General features: G+C 71.9%; 13 protein-coding genes. 8 read left to right on the top strand and 5 right to left on the bottom strand.

The annotated features are described in order from the left end of the window. Positions 1-222: 222 nt before the first annotated feature. Together AB0O09_RS15390 and AB0O09_RS15385 are read right to left on the bottom strand one after the other, a co-directional pair. A complete protein-coding gene (locus tag AB0O09_RS15390) occupies positions 223-1,344 on the bottom strand; it encodes a hypothetical protein (protein ID WP_363542158.1) in 1,122 nt (373 codons plus the stop codon). A 183-nt stretch (positions 1,345-1,527) separates the two neighbouring features. Further along, a complete protein-coding gene (locus AB0O09_RS15385) occupies positions 1,528-3,297 on the bottom strand; it encodes a helix-turn-helix domain-containing protein (RefSeq protein WP_363542157.1) in 1,770 nt (589 codons plus the stop codon). 375 nt (positions 3,298-3,672) lie between these two features. Here AB0O09_RS15385 and dnaK point away from each other — a divergent pair, with 375 nt between their 5' ends. The 8 genes from dnaK to AB0O09_RS15345 are packed head-to-tail and all read left to right on the top strand — an operon-like array spanning position 3,673 to position 12,685. Then, complete coding sequence (gene dnaK / locus AB0O09_RS15380; RefSeq protein ID WP_363542155.1) at positions 3,673-5,580, top strand: molecular chaperone DnaK; 1,908 nt, start codon at positions 3,673-3,675, stop codon at positions 5,578-5,580. A gap of 8 nt (positions 5,581-5,588) precedes the next feature. Next, a complete protein-coding gene (locus AB0O09_RS15375; protein WP_363542154.1) occupies positions 5,589-6,188 on the top strand; it encodes a nucleotide exchange factor GrpE in 600 nt (199 codons plus the stop codon). 6 nt (positions 6,189-6,194) lie between these two features. Continuing rightward, positions 6,195-7,148 carry a J domain-containing protein gene (locus AB0O09_RS15370; protein WP_363542153.1) on the top strand — a complete coding sequence of 318 codons (954 nt, stop codon included), beginning with the start codon at positions 6,195-6,197 and terminating at the stop codon, positions 7,146-7,148. After that, positions 7,145-7,552, top strand: a complete 408-nt coding sequence (locus AB0O09_RS15365; protein ID WP_363542152.1) for a chaperone modulator CbpM — start codon at positions 7,145-7,147, stop codon at positions 7,550-7,552. The genes AB0O09_RS15370 and AB0O09_RS15365 overlap by 4 nt, the downstream gene beginning before the upstream one ends. Next, positions 7,543-10,182 carry an ATP-dependent chaperone ClpB gene (gene clpB / locus AB0O09_RS15360; RefSeq protein ID WP_363542151.1) on the top strand — a complete coding sequence of 880 codons (2,640 nt, stop codon included), beginning with the start codon at positions 7,543-7,545 and terminating at the stop codon, positions 10,180-10,182. Before AB0O09_RS15365 ends, clpB begins: the two co-directional genes overlap by 10 nt. After that, on the top strand, positions 10,179-10,637 hold the full coding sequence (trxA, locus tag AB0O09_RS15355) for a thioredoxin (RefSeq protein WP_363542150.1): 459 nt from the start codon (positions 10,179-10,181) through the stop codon (positions 10,635-10,637). Before clpB ends, trxA begins: the two co-directional genes overlap by 4 nt. A gap of 6 nt (positions 10,638-10,643) precedes the next feature. Beyond that, the gene (locus AB0O09_RS15350; RefSeq protein ID WP_363542149.1) at positions 10,644-10,904 is read left to right on the top strand and encodes a UBP-type zinc finger domain-containing protein; all 261 of its coding nucleotides are present in this window, start codon (positions 10,644-10,646) and stop codon (positions 10,902-10,904) included. Then, positions 10,904-12,685 carry an FAD-dependent oxidoreductase gene (locus tag AB0O09_RS15345; protein ID WP_363542148.1) on the top strand — a complete coding sequence of 594 codons (1,782 nt, stop codon included), beginning with the start codon at positions 10,904-10,906 and terminating at the stop codon, positions 12,683-12,685. The genes AB0O09_RS15350 and AB0O09_RS15345 overlap by 1 nt, the downstream gene beginning before the upstream one ends. A 211-nt stretch (positions 12,686-12,896) precedes the next feature. Here the strand turns inward: AB0O09_RS15345 and AB0O09_RS15340 are convergent, their stop codons facing one another. The 3 genes from AB0O09_RS15340 to AB0O09_RS15330 all read right to left on the bottom strand — a co-directional run bounded on the left by AB0O09_RS15340 (position 12,897) and on the right by AB0O09_RS15330 (position 15,272). After that, the gene (locus tag AB0O09_RS15340) at positions 12,897-13,463 is read right to left on the bottom strand and encodes a nitroreductase family protein (RefSeq protein WP_363542147.1); all 567 of its coding nucleotides are present in this window, start codon (positions 13,461-13,463) and stop codon (positions 12,897-12,899) included. Further along, a complete protein-coding gene (locus AB0O09_RS15335; protein ID WP_363542146.1) occupies positions 13,460-13,831 on the bottom strand; it encodes a DUF6092 family protein in 372 nt (123 codons plus the stop codon). Before AB0O09_RS15335 ends, AB0O09_RS15340 begins: the two co-directional genes overlap by 4 nt. A gap of 193 nt (positions 13,832-14,024) precedes the next feature. After that, complete coding sequence (locus AB0O09_RS15330; RefSeq protein WP_363542145.1) at positions 14,025-15,272, bottom strand: threonine/serine exporter family protein; 1,248 nt, start codon at positions 15,270-15,272, stop codon at positions 14,025-14,027. Between the last annotated feature and the right edge of the window lie 104 nt (positions 15,273-15,376).

Raw genomic sequence — 15,376 nt, 5'->3', positions numbered from 1 at the left:
ATGCCCAGGGCGATCCCGTTGGCGTCGACCGTGGTCATCGGATCACCGGAGGTCGTCCTGCCCGAGATCGCGGTCGGGCGCGCTCATGTCGCCCGTCCCGGGCGTGCCGTCGGGCGAGCTCGTAGTGCAGGTACACGGTGCCCTGTGGACCGGCCACCGGCGGCCGGACTCCACATCGCGGGCGTCTTCCTCCGGTCAGCCCGATGATCCAAACCCAATTGCCTAGTCACCGTGGTCGTCGTGCAGCGCTCTGCGACGTTCCTGTTCGCGCTTGGAGTAGGCGGCTGCCCGGATCGCCTCATCGCTCTCCAAGCCCGATCCAAGGGCGCCGCCCACGGTGGCGACCGAAGCGACGAACCAGGACAACGTCCAGTACTCCGCGCCGTCAAGAGGGGTTCCTGTCACGGAAGCGAACACAGGGCCGTTGAGGATGAACAGCGCCCACACCCAGTTGATGACCATCAAACCCACGTAGCAGACGAGCACCCCGATCCCCACGGTCACGACGGTCGAGGCGTTGTAGAGAGTCGCCCTCTGCCTCGCCTCCGGCGAGCTCTCCGGTGGTCGATGCCACAGGTTCGCATCCACGATCAGCCAGCCGATCATGATCGCGACAGACCCGACCGTGGCGATCACGAGGCGTGGCGTGCTCAGGGACGCGGCCAGGCTCCAGACGGTGGAGTTCACGGTGGCGACTGCTCCCGTGGCGAGTGCGGCCGCCAGGGCTTTCGACAAGCCCGGCACCAACCGCCACGGCCGGTTGGCGCGGACCATACCGGCGAGCACTCGAAGGTAACCGCGCGGCCCGCTGACGACGTACCGAACATCGTCGGTCTCCTTCTCACCGGATCGGCCCGGATGAACAGGCGCCGGACGATCGACGAAGGGGCCCGGAAGCGGCTGACTCCGCAGAGGTCCTTCAGCCCCGGTGGTTTGCGGACCCGCCAAGCCGAGCACGGCTTCTTCAACGGCCCGCCGGGCCCTCGTCTGCAGCCGCAGGCCCCCCAGTGAAGGAAGGGAGAGCAGCACCAAGCCGTCTTCGTGATTCAGGTACACGGCGAGCTTGCGTCCGTGCGAGTGCAGCGGAAGGTCGGTGAGGGCCACGACGATGTCCCAGTCCTCCGCATTCCCGCGGTCCATGATCCGGCGCATCAAGGTGGGCGGGTCCTCGGTCCCCGAGGTGAAGGGCTCACTGACCACCTCGACGTCGAACCGTCGCCCCTGGCCTGACTTGTCGGCGAGCCGGTCAGGAAGTGTCAGGGCCATGCGCTGAGCGATCTCCGTCGGCGTGTACGGGTCCGCGAGGAGCGCCACGACCGTTACGTCCTGCGACGACACCGGCATCGCTGGACCTTTCTCGTCGGCTGTTCCCGCGATCGCAAGTACCCACAGGATGGCCCCGGGGTGGCGTCGGCGCCATGTGACACGCTGGCTCCCGCAGGCCGGTGCAGGCGGTACGGGTTGAAAGTCCAGCACGGGAATCACTGGTCCGAACCTGACCTGCCTGGTCCTGATCGTTCCATCAGGCTACGAGCCGGGCCCACCCAGCACGATCTTCCACACCCGGGTGGCCACTTGCAGGTTCAGCCGGTCCTCGACGTTCGCGAGGTCGTTCCCGCTGATGTCGCGGATCCGCTGGAGCCGATAGCGCAGCGTGCTGCGGTGGATCGCGAGCGATTCGGCGGTCTCGTCGTAGTTGCCGCCGCAGTCGAAGTACCGGGACAGGGTCTCCACCATGGCCGCGTGGTGCCGGGAGTCGTAGTCGATGAGCTGCCCGAGCCACTCGTGGACGAACGTCTCCAGTTCCCGGTAGTCGTTGCCGGGTCCCAGGATGCGGTAGAGGCCGAGCTCGTCGAAGAACGTCGTGCCGTAGGGCTCGCGGGAGTGACGGCGCACTTCCAGGGCGCGCTGCGCCTCCTGGTAGCGGTGGGGGATGTCGTCCGGGGAGCCGCAACGGGCGCTCACCCCGATCGTCGCGGACCGTGTCCCGGTCTCCCGGGCGAGCGCCTCGTACAGCGCGCGGGCGTGCGGCCTGTCGTCGGCGATAAGGACGATGTGGTCGGACCGTCGGGCCAGCAGCGAGCGCATGCCCACGCCGGAGGCCGCCCGGCCCACGGTCTGCGCGAAGGACTCGTCCGCAGTCCGGTCCGACCGCTGCACCACGACGACGTAGTGAGCGCGGTGCAGGTCGTGTCCGACTGCCTCGGCCCGGGCGTAGGCGCTCGCCTCGTCCGCTCCTGCCAGGAGGTCCTCGACCAGCTCGCGGTGCAGCCTCAGCTCCACTTCTGCCAGAGTGCGTAGGTGCGCCAGCTCCAGGGCGAGTGACGTGGCGGCGTGCTCCAGCGCGAGCACGGTGTGCTCGTCGGCCTCGCTCCGGGCATCGACCAGGGCCAGCACGCCCAGGATCTCGCCGTGCGGGCGGATCAGGGTGATCAGCCGGTCCTTTATCCGCACCGGCCCGACCTCCCGGGCGACGGCGTGCAGCATTTCGTCCTGGCGTACGGGGTCCGGTTCGGGATAGGGATCGGGGCGGCTGGGGCCGGTCCAGGACCTCAGTCGACCGAAGCGGTCCTCGACCAGCGCAGGGAGCCCGGTGAGCCCGTGCAGTGCGCGGGTGATGGCTTCCTCGCCGCCGCCCGAGGCGGCGACGTCGGCCATGAGTGCGTGAACGGCCCGCTGGTACCCCAGCTCAGCCGCGACGGAGATCAGCTGCTGCTGGAGGACCGTGCGTTCCTCCCGTAGCCGGTGCAGTTCCAGCGCGTCCTCGCGTTGGCGGCGGTGTGCGAAGGCGACCGACAGTGCAGCGGCAGTGTGCCGGACGAGCGTGTCGAGCAGGGAGTACTCGGTCTCGGTGGGCCGGGAGCGGGACGTCACCACGAGGTAGCCGTGGAGTCTCTCGAGCCCGCGCAGCCCCAGGGCCCGGCCCCAGGGGCTGCCGGGTACGGTCACGGGGCCGTCCTGCCCGGCCAGCTCCCGCACCCTCCGGTCCACGGCCGAGGCGTGGATCCGCCCGCTCGGGCTGGGAGCCAGGTCGCCGTCCACCTTGAGGTATCCCGCCTCGGCGCTGTACGGCCCTGCAGCGGCCACGTGGTCCATGGCCAGGCGCAGGATCTCGCCTTCGTCCGGGGTGTCGAACAGGGTGCTGGCGAACGCAACCAGTTCGTGGAGGGCACGGTCGGCCGGCGACGGAGCAGGTGGGCGGGGTCGTTCCCGCACAGCCGTGGAGCGCCGCCCGCCGCCCCGCGGAAGGCCGCCCTCCCGGTCGGAGTCGCGGCCGTGCGCCCGGCTGGTGGCCATGCGAACACTCCGTTCTTGGAGCCTTCGGCGGCGTCTACCCGCTCGCAGGTCGGCTTATCCAAGATGTCCGGACCTTTCCTTTCGTACTCGCGGGGTAACCGGACCCGTGCATTTCTGACTCGCGGGGCGCAGGCGTGGAGCCACTCGGCTCGCCACCCTGAGAGTGTTCGAGCCCCCCGTGCGCAACGGGAAGAAGGGCCCCCGTCGTCTCCGCCCTGCTCCTCGCCCCGTGCGGGGCGATCTTCGGAGCGGGGGCGGTCGCCGACGAGGCTGTACGGCTGAGCGGCGCGCCGCAGACCACCGGCAGAGGCCCGATTCGTACTAGAAGCGTGATCCGGAAAGTCGGCGCAGGCGCCGGACCGGGAGGAGTTCCTCATGGCGAAGGCAGTGGGCATCGACCTGGGCACCACCAACTCGGTGATCGCCGTGTGGGAGGGCGGCGAGCCGTCCGTCGTGCCCAACAGCGAGGGCAACCGCACGACACCGTCCGTGGTGGCCTTCACCGACACGGGCGAGCGCCTGGTGGGCCAGTTGGCCCGGCGCCAGGCGATCCTCAACCCGAAGGGCACCATCTACTCGGCCAAGCGGTTCATCGGCCGGCACTTCGACGAGATCTCCGACGAGGCCAGGGCGGTGGCGTACGACGTCGTCGAGGGCGACGGCGGGGCGGCCCGCTTCAAGGTGCGCGACAAGCTGTACGCGCCCGAGGAGATCAGCGCCCAGGTGCTGAGGAAACTCGCCGACGACGCCTCCAAGCAGCTGGGGGAGCGGGTCACGGAGGCGGTCATCACGGTGCCCGCCTACTTCAACGACGCCCAGCGCACCGCCACCAAGGACGCCGGACGGATCGCCGGACTGGAGGTGCTGCGGATCATCAACGAGCCGACCGCGGCCGCCCTCGCGTACGGCATGGACAAGAAGCAGCACGAGACGATCCTCGTCTTCGACCTGGGCGGCGGCACCTTCGACGTGAGCATCCTCGACGTCGGCGACGGCGTGGTGGAGGTGCGCTCCACCGCCGGCGACAGCCACCTGGGCGGCGACGACTTCGACCGGCGTCTGGTGGATCACCTCGCGGACGACTTCCAGAAGGAGAACGGCATCGACCTGCGGCAGGACCCGCAGGCGCTGCAACGGCTGTTCGAGGCGGCGGAGAAGGCGAAGACCGAGCTCAGTTCGGTGACGCAGACGCAGGTGAGCCTGCCGTTCATCACCGCCGACGCCTCGGGCCCCAAGCATCTCACCGACTCGATCATGCGGTCCACGTTCGAGCAGATCACCGGCGACCTGGTGGAGCGGTGCCTGGGGCCGGTCCAGCAGGCCATGGCCGACGCCAAGGTCGGCGAGAGCGACATCGACGAGGTCATCCTCGTCGGCGGTTCCACCCGTATCCCGGCGGTTCAGGCGCTGGTGCGTCGGCTGACCGGCGGCAAGGACCCCAACATGAGCGTCAACCCCGACGAGGTCGTGGCGATGGGGGCCGCGATCCAGGCCGGGGTGCTCAAGGGCGAGGTCAAGGACGTCCTGCTGCTCGACGTCACACCCCTGTCGCTGGGTGTCGAGACACGCGGCGGCGTGATGACGAAGATCATCGAGCGGAACACCACCATCCCCGTCCGCCGCGCCGAGACCTTCTCCACCGCCGAGGACAACCAGCCCGCCGTCGACATCGTCGTCCTCCAGGGCGAGCGTGAACGGGCCGCCGACAACCGGGTCCTCGGCCGGTTCCAGCTCACCGACATCCGCCCGGCGCCACGGGGCGAACCGCAGATCGAGGTCACCTTCGACATCGACGCCAACGGCATCCTCAACGTCAAGGCACGTGACCGGGACACCGGCAAGGAACAGGGCATCACCATCAGCGAGAGCTCCAACCTGGACCGCAGCGAGGTCGAACGCATGGTCCAGGAGGCCGAGCGCAACCAGGGCCAGGACCGGGCACTCCGCGAGGCCGTCGACGCCCGCAACGAGCTCGACGCCGTCGCCTACCAGGTCGAGAAGCGCCTCGCCGAACTGGGCGACGCAGCGCCCGCCCACGAGAAGGCGCGCGCCGAGATGCTCGTGTCCGACGCCCGGGCGGCGGTCAAGGAAGAGGCGGGTGCGGAGCGCGTGCGGCCCCTGACCTCCGAACTCCAGCAGGTGCTCGCCGGGCTGGCGGCCCACCAGGGCGCCGCCACCACGGGCGGTCCCGGCCAGGACACCGCCGGGGGCGGCGCGACCGGTGGCCCGGGCAGTGGTGGCGGGGACGACGACGTCATCGATGCCGAGTTCGACAAGGATTGAGGCGCGCCATGCCCGCCCGTCCCCAGGAACCCGACCGGGCCGCGTCGGAGCCGGTCCCGGGTGCCGTACGCCCTCCTCGTGGGGATCCGCCGCAACCGGGCCCGCCGCCCCGTCCGGAAGCAGCGAACGACGAACCGGGACCCGACGCCGCCGGCCCCACGGCTGCCGAGGACGAGTACACGACCGCCATCCATGAACTGGAGGACCGCTGGCGGCGCGCGCTCGCCGACCTCGACAACCTTCGCAAGCGCCACGCCAGGGAACTGGAGCGGGAGCGGACGGTCGAGCGGTCCCGCACGGCGGCCGCCTTCCTGCCCGTCCTGGACAACCTCGAGCTCGCCCTGACCCATGCCGGCGCCGATCCGGGCGCGATCGTGGAAGGCGTCCGGGCCGTACGCGACCAGGCGGTGAACGTCCTCGAACTGCTCGGCTACCCGCGGCACGCGGAGACCGGCGTCGCCTTCGACCCGGCCCGGCACGAGGTGGTCGGCGTCGTCCAGGACCCCGACGCCCCACCGGGAACCGTCGTCGAGGTGCTGCGCCCCGGATACGGGGACGGCGAACGGCAGATCAGGCCCGCCGCCGTGACGGTCGCGAAGCGGGAGTGACCGGTCATGGCACGGAGCTTCTACGAGGTGCTGGGCGTGCCGCGGACCGCGAGCCAGGACGAGATCCAGCAGGCGTATCGCAAGCTCGCCCGCAAGTACCACCCCGACGTCAACAAGGACCCGCAGGCGGAGGAACGCTTCAAGGACCTCAACGAGGCCTACGGCGTCCTGTCGGACCCGAAGACCCGGGCCCGTTACGACCGCTTCGGCGACGACTTCCGCAAGATCCCCGAGGACTTCGACGAACGGGTCGCGGCCGGAGCGGGCGACGGCTTCCGCACACGGGGGACCGCCGGCGCGGGCGGCCCCCGTGTCCGGTACACCACCGGCTTCGGCGACGACTTCGGAGCGGAGGGCATCGACATCGAGGACCTGCTCGGCTCCATGTTCGGAGCCGGCGCCACCCGGGGCGGCGTTCCCGGAGCGGACCAGGAGGCCGAACTGCCGCTCACCGTCGAGGAGGCCTACCGAGGCGGCCGTCGCACCGTCACGCTCGCCGGTCCCACCGGGCAGCCGCGGCGGTACGAGGTCGACGTGCCACCGGGTGTCACCGACGGGCAGCGCATCCGGCTGTCGGGCGAGGGCGGCCGGAGCAGCGGCGACGCCCCCGCGGGCGACCTGTACCTGCGGGTACGCATCCGGCCCCACCCCCGGTTCCGGCTGGACGGCCGCGACGTGCACGTCCAGGTCCCGGTCGCCCCCTGGGAAGCGGCTCTGGGCGCGATCGTGCCGGTGCCCACCCCCGGCGGCGGCACGGCCAAGGTCACGGTGCCCGCGGGCTCGTCCAGCGGTCGGCGGCTGCGGCTGCGCGGCGAGGGCATGCCGAACCCGCGAGGCGCGAACGGCGACCTGTACGTCGAACTCCGCGTCATGGTGCCGCCCGTCCTCGGCGACCGGGAGCGCGAACTGTTCGAGGAGCTCGCCGCCACATCCTCGTTCGATCCCAGGAGGACGCGATGAACGACCGACCCGCGGGAGCGACGGGCATCGGCCGGGCCGGCACGGGCGCCCGTCCGGTCCGGACGGGCGCCGACCTCACCGCCTCGGCGGCTGTCCGGTACGCGCTCGTGCCCGTCCCCAAGCTCTCGCTGGACGCCGTGGCCCGTCGCTCGGGCCTCCACCCCGATCTGATCCGCCGGTTCGTCGCCCTCGGCCTGGTCGACGCCGAGCGCGATGCCGCGAAGCACCTGGTGTTCGACCCCACGGCCCCGGCGGTCCTCGCCCGCATCCAGCGGCTGCGCTCCGGACTCTGCCTCAACTACGCGTCCATCGGCCTGGTGCTGGACCTGCTGGACCGCATCAGCCTGCTCGAAGCCGCCCTGCGCCGCGCCGGTACAAGGAGTGAAACACCCCCATGGACATGAACAGTCTCACCCAGAAATCCCAGGATGCGCTGCAGGAGGCCCAGGCCACGGCCGTCCGCATGGGGCAGACCGAGGTCGACGGGGAACACCTGCTGCTCGCGCTCCTCGATCAGGAGGACGGTCTGATCCCGCGGTTGCTGCAACAGGCCGGCGCCGAGCCGGAGGATCTGCGTGCTGCCGTGCGCGAGGAACTCTCCCGCCGTCCGAAGGTCACCGGCCCCGGCGCGGCACCCGGCCAGGTCTTCGTCACCCAGCGCCTCGCCCGCCTGCTCGATGCCGCCGAACGGGAGGCCAAACGCCTCAAGGACGAGTACGTGTCCGTGGAGCACCTCCTGCTCGCCCTGGTCGAGGAGGGCTCGTCAACCGCCTCCGGGCGCCTGCTCAAACAGGCCGGCATCACCAAGGACTCGTTCCTGAGCGCGCTCACCCGGGTCCGCGGCAACCAGCGCGTCACCTCCGCCAACCCCGAAGCGGCCTACGAGGCCCTGGAGAAGTACGGCCGGGATCTCGTCGCCGAGGCCAGGGCCGGCAGGCTCGACCCGGTCATCGGCCGGGACGCCGAGATCCGCCGCGTCACCCAGATCCTCAGCCGCAAGACCAAGAACAACCCCGTTCTCATCGGTGACCCCGGCGTCGGCAAGACCGCCATCGTCGAGGGCCTCGCCCAGCGCGTCGTGCGCGGCGACGTGCCCGAAGGACTCCGCGACAAGACGGTGTTCGCCCTCGACATGGGCTCCCTGGTCGCCGGCGCCAAGTACCGCGGCGAGTTCGAGGAACGCCTCAAGGCCGTACTCGGCGAGGTCAAGGCCGCCCAAGGGCGCATCCTGCTCTTCGTCGACGAACTGCACACCGTCGTCGGCGCGGGCGCCGCCGAAGGAGCCATGGACGCGGGCAACATGCTCAAGCCGATGCTCGCCCGCGGCGAACTCCACATGATCGGCGCCACCACCCTCGACGAGTACCGCAAGCACATCGAGAAGGACGCCGCCCTGGAACGCCGCTTCCAGCAGGTCCTGGTCGACGAGCCGAACGTGGAGGACACCATCTCCATCCTGCGCGGACTGCGCGAACGCCTGGAGGTCTTCCACGGCGTGAAGATCCAGGACACCGCCCTGGTCTCCGCGGCCACCCTCAGCCACCGCTACATCACCGACCGGTTCCTGCCCGACAAGGCCATCGACCTCGTCGACGAGGCGTGCGCCCGGCTGCGCACCGAGATCGACTCGATGCCCGCCGAACTCGACGAGATCACCCGCCGCGTCACCCGCCTGGAGATCGAGGAGGCGGCCCTGTCCAAGGAGACCGACCCCGCCAGCAGAGCCCGCCTGGAGGAACTGCGCAGGGAACTGGCCGACCTGCGCGGCGAGGCCGACGCCAAACACGCCCAGTGGGAGGCCGAACGGCAGGCCATCCGCCGCGTGCAGGAACTGCGCCAGGAACTGGAGCAGGTCCGCCACGAAGCCGAGGAGGCCGAGCGCACCTACGACCTCAACCGGGCCGCCGAACTCCGCTACGGCAAACTCCGGGAACTGGAGCGCCGGCTGAAGGCCGAGGAGGAGCAACTGGCCGCGAAGCAGGGCAAGAACCGGCTGCTGCGGGAGGTCGTCACCGAGGAGGAGATCGCCGAGATCGTCGCCGCCTGGACCGGCGTCCCCGTCGCCCGCCTCCAGGAGGGCGAACGCGAGAAGCTGCTGCGCCTCGACGAGATCCTGCGCGAGCGGGTCATCGGCCAGGACGAGGCCGTCAAGCTCGTCGCCGACGCCATCATCCGCGCCCGCTCCGGCATCCGCGACCCACGCCGCCCCATCGGCTCGTTCATCTTCCTCGGCCCCACCGGCGTCGGGAAGACCGAGCTGGCCAAGACCCTCGCCCGGGCCCTGTTCGACTCCGAGGAGAACATGGTCCGCCTCGACATGAGCGAGTACCAGGAGCGTCACACCGTCAGCCGGCTCATGGGCGCACCGCCCGGATACGTCGGCTACGAGGAAGGCGGCCAGCTCACCGAGGCCGTACGCCGCAAGCCGTACTCGGTCGTGCTGTTCGACGAGATCGAGAAGGCGCACACCGACGTCTTCAACACCCTGCTCCAGGTCCTCGACGACGGCCGCATCACCGATGCTCAGGGCCGCACGGTCGACTTCCGCAACACCGTGATCATCATGACGTCCAACATCGGCTCCGAGCACCTCCTCGACGGCGCCACCGCAGAGGGTGAGATCAAGCCCGACGCCCGCGCCCTGGTGATGGGCGAGCTGCGCGGGCACTTCCGCCCGGAGTTCCTCAACCGCGTCGACGACATCGTGCTGTTCAAGCCGCTCGGCGAGCGGCAGATCGAGCGCATCGTGGAGCTGCAGTTCGACGAACTGCGCCGCCGCCTCGCCGAACGCCGCATCACCGTCGAACTCACCGACGAGGCCAGGCAGGTGATCGCCCACCAGGGCTACGACCCGGTGTACGGCGCGCGACCGCTGCGCCGCTACATCTCCCACGAGGTCGAAACCCTCGTCGGACGGGCCCTGCTGCGCGGCGACGTCCAGGACGGCGCCACGATCCGGGTCGACGCCCGGGCGGGAGAACTGGTGGTCACCTACGACCGGCCCGAGGACGTGAAGGGAACGAGGACGGCATGAGCACCGTGCAAGCCACCAACGTCACCTGCCCGCACTGCGGGCGCACCAACCGGGTGCCGGCGGCCGCCGAGGGCCGCCCGAGGTGCGGCAACTGCAAGCAGTGGCTGCCGTGGACGGCCGACGCGGGCGACGACGACTTCACCGACGTCGTCGAGCAGGCCACCGTGCCCGTCGTCGTGGACCTGTGGGCCACCTGGTGCGGCCCCTGCCGCATGGTGAGCCCCGCGCTGGAGGAAGTCGCCGCCGATCTCGCAGGAACGATCAAGCTGGTCAAGGTCGACATCGACAAGAACCCGCGCCTGGCGCGGCGGTTCGAGGTCCAGGCGGTACCGACGCTGCTGGTCCTCGACAAAGGACGGACCATCGCCCGGCAGGCGGGTGCCGCACCGGCCCCTGCCTTGCGGCGGTGGGTGGAGCAGTCGATCGCGGGCCACGCATCGGCTGGGAAAGGATGATCGACCGTGACCGTAAGGACCGACCCCCACCTCGCCCTCGTACGCCCGGTCACCCCGCTCACCCCGGGGTGCGAGGAGTGCCTGGCCACGCACTCCCCCTGGGTCCACCTCAGGCTCTGCCTGACCTGCGGCCACGTCGGCTGCTGCGATTCGTCGCCGAACCGGCACGCCCGCCGTCACGCCGTCGCCGACGGCCATCCGATCGTGGCGTCGCTGGAGCCCGGCGAGGACTGGCGCTGGTGCTTCGTCGATGAGGCGTTCGTGTGATGCCCGGCGACGAGACCCGACCCGGCGCAACGCCCCTGCCGGACGAGGCGCAGGAGCGCGTCCCCTTCGAGACCCCTGACATCTACGGCGCCTACCCCCGCCTGTCGGACGACCAGACGGCCCGCCTGGCCCAGCACGGCCGGCGGCACGCGGTTGACGCCGGTGACGTGCTGATCCGGGAGGGGGACCGGTGCGAGACGTTCTACGTCGTCCTCAGTGGTTCGGTCGCCATCGTCGAGGGCTACGGCACCTCCGACGAACACCTGCTGCGCGTGCACGGCCCCGGCCGCTTCATCGGCGAACTCGGCCTCCTGAACGGACAGGTGGCCTTCTACACCGCCGTGATCAGGGACCCCGGCGAGATTCTCGCCCTGTCCATGGACCAGCTGCGCGACCTGGTGACCCGGGACTCCGTCCTTGGCGACGTGGTGCTGCGCGCCTGCCTGGGCCGCCGTGCTCTGCTCGTCCGGCAGGGCGCCGGTTTCCGCATCATCGGCTCACGGTATTCGCCCGACACCCGGCGGCTGCGCGAGTTCGCCGCCCGCAACCGGCTGCCGCACCGCTGGATCGACCTGGAGACGGACGAGGAGGCCGAGGCACTGCTGCGCCGCTTCGGGGTCGGTCCGGAGCAGACGCCGCTGGTGATCTGGCGGGACACGACCTTGCTGCGCAATCCGAGCAACGCCGAACTGGCCCGGTTCATCGGCCTGTCGCCCCTGCCGTCGAGCGACGGCCGCGGCGATCTCCTGATCGTCGGCTCCGGCCCGGCCGGTCTCGCCGCCGCGGTGAACGCCGCCTCGGAGGGCCTCGGCACGACCGTGGTCGAGGTGATGGCCACCGGTGGCCAGGCCGGGACGTCCTCCCGCATCGACAACTGCTTCGGCTTCCCCTCCGGCATCTCCGGGGCCGAACTCACCGAGCGCGCTGTGCTCCAGGCGGAGAAGTTCGGCGCCCGGATCAGCGTCCCGGCGGAGGCGGCCCGGCTCGAACCGCGGGGCGACCACTACGCCGTCGGGTTCGCCGACGGCAGCGAGATCACCGCCCGTGCCGTCGTCCTGGCCACCGGCGCCCGCTACCGCCGTCTCCATGTGCCCGGCATCGAACCGTTGGAAGGTGCGAGCGTCCACTACTCGGCGACCGTCTACGAGGCCCAGCAGTGCCGTACCGACCCGGTGGCGGTGGTCGGCGGCGGCAACTCCGCCGGCCAGGCCGTGCTCTTCCTGGCCGGGTACGCACCGCAGGTGTATCTGCTCGTCCGCGGACCGAGCCTCGAGGCGCACATGTCCCGCTACCTGATCGATCAGGTCGAGCGCCACCCGCGGGTGCGCGTGCTGCTGCGCACCGAGGTGACCGAGGTGCTCGGCGACAGGACACTGGAGGCGGTCGCCGTGGTCGACCACCGTACGGGCGAGCACCGCCACCTCGCGGTGCGGGCCCTGTTCGTCTTCACCGGCGCAGACCCCCACACCGAGTGGCTGTCCGGCGCGCTCGCCCTCGACGCGCGCGGCTACGTGCTCACCGGCGCCGAGGCGCAGGCGAGCTCCCTTCCCGAACTGTGGCAGAGCCAGGGCCGCGACTGCCTGACGTTGGAGACCAGCCTGCCTGGCGTCTTCGCCGCCGGCGACGTCCGCAGCGGCTCGGTGAAGCGTGTGGCCTCCGCGGTCGGCGAAGGCGCGATGAGCATCCACTTCGTGCACCGCTACCTGGGCCGCACGGCCGCGCCCGGCGGCACCGACAGCTCCCCGGACACCCGTCCGAAGGAGTCCGCCTGGCTCGCGTGACGCCCAGCCCGCGGCCGGCCGTCGGCCCGGCAACCTTCCGACGGCGCGCCGTGGTTGGCTTCGTGACACCGCCCGGTGGTGGGTGAGGTGTCGAGCAGCCGGGGCGCGCAGCCGGGACCGAGCGGCTCCGGTGCAGCCTTGCCGTCCTCCCGGCGCGGTTGCGCCCCGGCGCACAGGCGCAGCAGGTCGTGGAGGGCCCGGGAGCGGACACTCAGAAGTGTTCCCACCGCACCTGGTCCGTCCAGGCCGGTCCGCCCCGGCGGCGCACCGGGGGAGGCTGCTGCGGCGACGGGTGGCCGAGGCAGACGATCAGCTCGGGCCGCACCCCGTCCGGCGCCCCGAGCAGCACGGCAACCGCCGCCCGGCTGAACGAGGTCACCGGCCCGGCGCCCAGCCCCAGGCCGTGCGCCGCCAGCAGCATGGTCGCCGCCGCCGTCCCCACGTCGACGTACGGGCCGGGGTTGCTCTCCGGGAAGCCGTACGCGCGCACCCCGGCCCAGTCGACGCAGACGACGATCGCGGCCGCCGGGCGCTGGAGCATCCCGGGGGAGACCATCCGGATCGCCCGCAGCATTCCGGGCCGGGTGACGACCACGTACCGGTGGAGGCGCCGGTTGCCGGCGTGCGGCGCGTACCGGGCGCCGTCCAGGACGGCCCGTAGCTGCTCGGGCTCGACCGGCGCGTCGGCGAGCGCCCGGACCACGCGGCGGGTACGGATCGCCCGCAGGACGGCGTCCCCGCCGGCGGTGTCGCCAGCTGTGCGCTCCTCGCCGCTCACGACGCCCCGCCGGTTGCCGTTCCGTCGTTCGCCGCCTCGCCGGGGTCGAGCGAATCGAGAAGGTACGCGGCCAGGGTCCGGGAGAGCGCGTCCAGCCGGTCGACGTAGCCCTGCGGATCGCCGGCCCGGACCGAGGTCTCGGCGTGCCCGCGGCGCACCTCGTGCAGGAGGGCCCGCAGGCGGTCGCCCGCCTGCGGCTCGATCATCTCCGCAAGCCGTCCCGCCGCGGTGAGCAGCCGCAGCGGGGCGTACTCGGCGGCCTCGTCCACCTGGGTGCGGGCGGAGCAGAGCAGGTAGGCCAGGAGTTCGACCGCGTCGTCCTCGTCCAGCACCCGTCCGGTCCGGTCCGCGATGTCGGGGCCGCCCATGGGCTCACTCCGTCCGTCGTCGCCGCGCGACGGCGGACGGCCCGCAGTCGCGCGGACCGGCCGGCCGTCCCTGCCCCAAGCCTCCGCCGCGCGCGGACGATCCGCACACCGGTCGGGCCTCCGCCCGGGGACCGCGGACGGCTCCGCGGTGCCGCGGACGCGCCCGGTTCGAAGGCGTCACGGTCGCCCGGGGTCAGGACCGCGGCCACGGTGGAGCGGGTCGCGGGATGCGGCTGATGACCGAGCCGATCAGTGTGCCGATGGAGACGCCGAACACCGCGGACACGGCGGTGAGGACGGCCTGCGCGCCGTTGCCGACCTCGATCTGGGCGGTGTTGAGCAGGCCGAACGAGCCGGGTACCACGACCCAGAACGCGGGGAGGTAGAGCACCTGCCAGGACGAGCCGCGACGCAGCCAGTGCGCGACGGTGGCGGCGGTGGCGGCGGTGACCGCGCCGGCCAGACCGCCGATCGCCGGGCCGTTGGTGGTGGTGACCGTGATCTGGACGGCGGCGGTCACCGCGATCACCGCGACGATCCACGGGATCGCGGGCGGCGGGGTGTTGACGTTGATCACGACTCCGGCCACGGCAAGTGCCAAGCCCAGGCAGACGACCCACCAACTCGGCGCGGCGACCTGGGTGTTGGCCAGCACGGAGGTGGGCACGCCGGTGGCGGTGGCGGCGGCCACCACACCGGCGAGGAAGAGTGACAGCTGCACGGAGCCGGACACCAGCCTGGCCGTCCCGGCGCTGGCCGCACCCGCGGCGATCTCCGACAGCCCGGTCACCAGGAGGCCGCCGGGCAGCAGGATCGCCAGGGTGGCGACGATCGTGCGCAGCGGTCCGTCGAGCAGGGAGGCCCGGGCGGCCCCGAGCACGAGGACGGAGACGAGGAAGCCCGCGGTGACCGGCAGCAGCGGCCGCAGCAGCGGCAGTCGGCGGGCCGTCATGGTCAGGCCCACCACGATGAGCGAGCCGAGCGCGGCGGCGAGGACGTTCGCCGCCACCGGCTGCAGGTAGAGGCAGAGCCCGACCCCGACCGGCAGCACCCCGAGATCCGCGACCCAGACCGGCCAGCGGGCCGGGGCCCGGCGGACCGCGTCCAGGTCGCGCAGCGCCTGGTGCCCGTCGAGGGCGCCCGCGCGTAGCCGGTGCACCACGTCGAGGACGTCGGCGGTCTGCTCGAACCGCAGGGCGGGGCCGACGGGCTCGAACACGGCGGGGTCGTCCGCGTGGAGCGCCACGAACAGGCCGGTGGTCAGGGCGGCGACCCGCACGTCGGGTGCATCGAGCGTCCGCCCGAGCCCGCGCAGTTCCTCCTCCACGTCGTGGACGGGCAGGCCGCCGCCCAACATGCCCGCACCGAGTTCGAGCAGGAGACGGCGCCGGGGGTCGGCCGGTGCACCGGGGCCCCGGTCCGGAGGAAACGTGCTGGACATGGCGCGTATGGTCGCATACCTGCCGATTTCCCCGGTGCTCGGGCATCGGGCCCGTGTCGGGTGGTGCGCGGGGATCCCGCCGGCACGGCGTGGGCCGCCCGTGC

It is taken from the genome of Kitasatospora sp. NPDC093679, from assembly GCF_040683455.1.
Classification (GTDB): Bacteria; Actinomycetota; Actinomycetes; order Streptomycetales; family Streptomycetaceae; genus Kitasatospora; species Kitasatospora arboriphila.
Note: the sequence above shows the minus strand (reverse complement) of the source record. Positions and strands in the feature narration are given on the sequence as shown.